General features: G+C 37.5%; 5 protein-coding genes and 1 pseudogene. 1 reads left to right on the top strand and 5 read right to left on the bottom strand.

Annotated elements, in window-relative coordinates; genetic code table 11:
- Positions 1 to 202 (bottom strand): annotated as a pseudogene (locus ACIR310F_RS26540) (DUF1517 domain-containing protein); the annotation flags it as partial.
- A 1,267-nt stretch (positions 203 to 1,469) separates the two neighbouring features.
- Between ACIR310F_RS26540 and ACIR310F_RS0101825 the strand changes: the two are divergent.
- Complete coding sequence (locus ACIR310F_RS0101825; RefSeq protein ID WP_028082356.1) at positions 1,470 to 2,705, top strand: glycosyltransferase family 4 protein; 1,236 nt, start codon at positions 1,470 to 1,472, stop codon at positions 2,703 to 2,705.
- On the opposite strand, the gene thiS is transcribed toward ACIR310F_RS0101825, so the two are convergent.
- The 4 genes from thiS to ACIR310F_RS26535 all read right to left on the bottom strand — a co-directional run.
- The gene (gene thiS, locus ACIR310F_RS0101820) at positions 2,702 to 2,914 is read right to left on the bottom strand and encodes a sulfur carrier protein ThiS (RefSeq protein ID WP_028082355.1); all 213 of its coding nucleotides are present in this window, start codon (positions 2,912 to 2,914) and stop codon (positions 2,702 to 2,704) included. The two genes, ACIR310F_RS0101825 and thiS, sit on opposite strands and share 4 nt — an antisense overlap.
- A 10-nt stretch (positions 2,915 to 2,924) precedes the next feature.
- A complete protein-coding gene (locus ACIR310F_RS0101815; protein WP_028082354.1) occupies positions 2,925 to 3,974 on the bottom strand; it encodes a thiamine phosphate synthase in 1,050 nt (349 codons plus the stop codon).
- A gap of 197 nt (positions 3,975 to 4,171) precedes the next feature.
- Positions 4,172 to 4,828 (bottom strand): hypothetical protein, encoded by a 657-nt coding sequence (locus ACIR310F_RS0101810; protein ID WP_028082353.1) that lies wholly within the window; start codon positions 4,826 to 4,828, stop codon positions 4,172 to 4,174.
- Between the two features lie 127 nt (positions 4,829 to 4,955).
- The coding region (locus tag ACIR310F_RS26535; protein ID WP_231387354.1) for an S-layer homology domain-containing protein at positions 4,956 to 5,626 on the bottom strand (671 nt) is incomplete at its 5' end.

The following is a 5,626-nucleotide window of genomic DNA, read 5'->3' as shown; positions in this document are numbered from 1 at the left end:
AGTAACCGCCACTACTAGGCATATTGGGACGGGGTGCATAGGTACGGCTAGAAGGCATTCTAAAAGAACCACCGCCAATTCTACCACCAGAACGGGCTGCTAGGGCATCACTACCATGGCTAAAGGCTAAAGTTAGGACTAAGGTAAGGATAAAGACGGTTTTAAATAGGGGCTTGAGAAATCCTTGTAATTTTTTATTCATAACTCATTGATGACGACAACTGTATTTTTACGCTGGCTTTTCCGGGAAAAGCAGTGCAAGCTATAGCACTACTCTTAATCTAACGCTTGTTATGTTGGTTAGGCAGCGAATTAAGCAGGATTTTTGATGTTGATAACCGTACCGTGAAATCCCCTCACCGTCAAAAAACTTTGGAATTAATTAATTATTTCTATTTTCCAGTCATGCCATATTTAATAATCTTAGTGCTAAAAAATTAATGAGTATCATTAATAATTCTAATTTACTATTTTAGCACTTATTGGGTAAGTGTGAATCTTGCTACAGTCTCCCAAAAGTGTTTTAAGTGATTGGATTTTTTTGTATTCATAATTTTTTTACTCACTAATTTTTTCCGGATAGAGACGGAATATCTAGTACCTATAGTCCAGGGGGTTTAACTTTTAATAAACTGATGTAAGTACGGTGACAATTAAAATTTTAGATTTACTACCTATTAACTATGAAAAACTTATTTATATATAGGTTATAATGTAGCAAATATAGCCATAGTTACCAACTAAATATTTTCATATTTTCAAATTAATGGCGGGTAAATGCAATGATTGATACCCTAAATTTTGAGAAAAATCATGTAAAACAAAGGTAAAAATAATGGCCATTATTTGGTTGTAAATTATCATGCAGATTACAAAATTGCTGGATATTTTCTGGCGATATGGCACGAAAATAGCCAATATTTACGGTATTATAGAGGAAATAGTTAGATTAAACAGTTCTCCTAGTAGTTTTTGAGTAATCTCATGGAAGTGTCAATGATAAATCATAACTATCTTTTTAAATTATGCAGATAACTTGTCCAGCATTGATAATCTTCAGCAAATTCAACAATAATTGGCGACAAAATAGTTGATAAATTTATAGTTTTGTTAGCCAAGTATTTGATAATATAAGTTCATCTCGCTGTTGTGTATTAATTAGAAGGTGAGAGTTCTACTTGTGAGTAAGTCAATACCTAAGTTTAAAATCGCAATTTTTTCCTGAAATCTACCATTTTAAAATCTCTATTTCTATCGCTGTTCTGTTGTTAATTTTTTTAAAGTCTCTGTACCTATAACTCTATCATGTCAGATGATTATCTCAATTTCTGTAATCAATAATTGCTGGAAATTACCAGTGAAATAGTCTTAGCAATTTATTGAGATTGCTATTGAGCAGTAAGTAATGAATCTTGATCAATTTAATTCAAGATAACGCCTTAATTCTAGTTAATTTATTAGGCTTAATTATGGAAAATATATCGCAACTAGGGTTACAAGTTAGAGATAAAACAGCTTATCCAGATATCCTAGTTATTTCCCGAATATTCCGGCCACAAGAAGTTGTAATTGGTGAATATGTCTATAATCGTTGTTTACAAGATCCAGACCGAGTAATTGTCTTGGCTGGTGGTTGTGCTGGAGATAAAAAATTTGATAGATCTCAGCAATTTCCGGTTTATCGTTGGTTTTATTTTCCTGCTTGGTGCGATAACTGGTTAGGAAATATTCTCCAATCTGGCTTGAATATTACTGCTGCTTTTTTACTAGCTATTAAATTATATTTTCGCTATCATTACCGCTACATTGAATGGTGTCATGGTTATGATTTTCCGGCTTTGTTGGTACTCAGTTATATTTTACCAATTCGCTTTTTTATCTATTTACATGATCATGATTTACTGAGGATAGCTACTAATCCTTTATGGAGATGGCTATTAAAATTAACTCTCAAACGCGCTGATGGAATTGTTTGTAATAATTCTCATATTCGCAATTCTTTAAGAAATACTTTTCGTTTAGATACTCCAACTCATGTGATTAATCCGGTAGTCAGGCCAGAAAGATTTGGTACTCCTACTAGTTTTAGTCATATTGATGATTTACGTCACCGCATTCGTCAAACTTACAATATCTCAGAAACAGCAATTGTCATTCTTTCTATTGGTAATTTGGTTAAATCTCAAAACTTTGATCGAGTAATAGATAATATTCCTGTATTACTAACCATTGGTTTTGATGTTCATTGTATTATTTGCGGTGTAGGATATTGTGAAAACCAGCTAAAATCCCAAGTCCAAAGACTACGAATCACTAAACAGGTTCATTTTGCTGGCTATGTACCAGAACGAGATTTAGCCGGTTATTATGCAGCTTGTGATATTTTCGCTATGTTAAATTTAGATGATCATGACGATAAAACTAGAGATAACTTTGGTTTAGTTTATTTAGAAGCAGGTTATTTTGGTAAACCTGTAATTGCTCCTCGTTTGGGAAGTGTTTTAGATGCAGTTCATCATGAAGAAAACGGTTTATTAGTCAATCCTAATTCTGGTTATCAGGTCTTACAAACTTTTCATCGTTTGTGTCAAGATTCACAATTACGAGAAAAACTTGGCCGTCAAGGTAAGGAATTAGCGAACCGGAAAAACTATCATCGTTGGTTATATACTCCTGAATCTTCTTCTTCTTGTTTGTTGAATTAACCACCACCAACTATGGTGACTATTTCCAAACAATCACCATTTTTAATTTCAGTTTCCGACCAAAATTGACGATGTAATATTTCACCGTTGTATTCTACCGCAACTAAACGAGGATTAAAACCTAGCTGTTGAAGTAACTCTGGTAAAGGGGTTGGGGATAAACAATTGCGAGTTTCTCCATTGACTTGGAGATTAATTTGATCAGACATAAAACCGTTGTTATTTAACTCGATGGAGTTGAGAGAGAAAGTACTGCGTTGCTAATGTAGTTTGATCCGATTGTATGAGCGATCGCACTACCGCTACCCGCTGCGCTCCCGCATTCATGACATCATTCAGATTACTCCCATCTATGCCCCCAATTGCAAACCAGGGAATTTGACAATTTTGGGAAACATACTTAACATATTCTAAACCCGCTGCGGCTTTACCTGCTTTAGTTGGTGTTTCATACACAGGTCCGACACCAATATAATCTGCACCTTGGGTAATTGCCCCTTGCATTTCTTGCGGATTTGTGGTAGAGCGGCCGATAATGCGCTGATTTCCCAGTAATTGACGAGCCACAGCAATGGGTATATCCTGTTGTCCCAAATGTACACCATCAGCATCTACAGCCAATGCTAAATCCACCCGATCATTAATAATGAATAAAGCTCCGTAATGGTGACATAACTCCCGTAACTTTATAGCCCGTTCTAAACGCACTGAATCATCAGCGGTCTTTTCTCGATATTGTAACAGGGTTAATCCACCTTGAAGAGACGCTTCCACAATTGCCAATAAGTTCTCTGTAGGAGATGTTACTAAGTATAAATGCGATCGCCATAATAAACGATGACGCTGATAACCCATCAAATTACTTTCCAGGGTATAAACCTGATAACGCATTTGCTTACAGGCTGTTCCCATTTGCATATCCTTTTGAGAGTGATAAAGCTTACCATATTCCTCCAGGACTCTGAGTGCTTCTTGCACACGGCAAAAATTAGCCTGTAATAGAGATGTAATATCAGCCCTTTCTTCCTCTTGGGGGTGGCTTAAATCAGTTCCCGGATCTCCAGGTGTATCTCGTGCTGCTCGTATTTCTGCCGTATGCCAGATCCCCAATTCTTGACGTAGGTGTTTACATATACTAGATAATTGGGAATTATTTAAACCAAAGCGACACCACTCTTCAATGATTCGCAAACCCTCACGAGCGCGATCTAAATTAGCGTCTAAAATACGATAAACAGTTTGCTGCGTGTAGCTGTGGTCTGAAACCATGACAGCGACTTGATTATTCATATATTTGATGATTAATTGTTTTGTTAAGGTACAAATAACATTGTGGATATAGTGGATATACTACTATAAATTAATAGTATAAAAATTGATTGTATAGTAATTGTAGCAAAAGTTTAAAAGCAGTTATTTAACTTGGGAAGTAAATTAATCGCTAATGAGTAAAAATAGACAACAAACTAAAATGCTAATCCCAAGTTGTCACCTGTGAGGGCTTTGAGTTTGGAAGTCAAGGATTCGGTGCGATCGCTCTTTTGGGGGGTAAACTGTCCAATAGGGGGATTATTGGCCGTTTGTTGTGGGGTCAACTGTTGTGCTGGTTGAGGTGAAATGTCCTCAATAACTGCTGGTTGACTGACTTGTGTATTTTCTGCTTCAGCATTCCAGTTTTCTGCTACTGCGGGTGAATTATGACTTATTTGGTGATTATAACTGACCTTAGCTGGTAATAATTGAGGAAATTGAGGATGTTGATATTGTTCAGTCCTGATCTCCTGTTTAGCAGGTGGTAAAACTGATAAAGAGGGGCAGGTGAGGCGTTCAGGGAATTTGCTACAAATCATGCGCTCAAATTCCATATTAAAATGGTATGTTGCCTCTCCCTTTCGCCGCCAAAAGGTCAAGATTTGCTGTACAGATATAGCTTTATAACGACCTTGATACAAAGCCTCGATTACTGCCAGGTGTAACCAATTAAGAGGATATTCTACTTGCCAGAGGTTAATTAACTCACCAGCATTATATCCATTCAGATCAAAGCTATAGTGAGTTAATAATTTAGTTGCTAGTTCGGCAGGAGCCACAAAAGTTTGAGTAACGGGGGATGTTGTTAACATGGGCTATAAATTGCAGGCAATAGGTATAAACATTTCACCCATCGCATCTAGCCTAGCGTACTTTTAGCTACATGAGTGGTTTTTCACCAACGGCAAAATTGATAGGCAGTGTTTTCTATTCTACTTGTCAATTGCTGATCTGTAAAACAATATAAGGTGAATTAATAATTTTTGTCCGTTGACTAGCTACTAATGCCTGATAGACCATGGCCGCCACTTCAGCACGGGTGGCTTCCCTAGTGGGTGCAAGCAAATTGGGATCTGGATAATTAACAATAATTTTTTGCTGGGTAGCAATAGTAACTGCTGTTTGGGCATATTCGGGAATTTTATTCTGGTCTTTGTAGATTAAGGTCTTTTGATTAGTGGCCAAGAGTCCGAGTCCGTTGACCAAGGAGACAATGATTTGTAGCCGTTGAACCTTTTGCTGGGGACGGAAGGTGCGATCGCTAAATCCCCCCACAAAACCCCCTCTAGCAGCCACTTCAATAGCCTTAGCCGCCCAAAAATCCTTGGGTATGTCCGTAAATTCGGGGCTAGGGCGTTTAGCAGGGGGGTTAAAGGCAGTGGCAATTAAAGCCGTGTATTGGGCGCGGGTCATCCCTTCATCTGGTTGGTATGTCCCATCAGCAAAACCTTGAGTTAAGTTCATACTAACTAATGCCCGGATAAATGGTTCTGCCCAATGTCCGACAAGATCACTGAAAGAAGGAATCTCTGTCTCTGGTTTGACAATATAGGGACATGAGAGGGGATTTTCTGCGCCTATGGCCACCAATGCCTGGTAAATTAAGGCAG

This window comes from Dolichospermum circinale AWQC310F (genome assembly GCF_000426925.1).
Classification (GTDB): domain Bacteria; phylum Cyanobacteriota; class Cyanobacteriia; order Cyanobacteriales; family Nostocaceae; genus Dolichospermum; species Dolichospermum circinale.
Note: the sequence above shows the minus strand (reverse complement) of the source record. Positions and strands in the feature narration are given on the sequence as shown.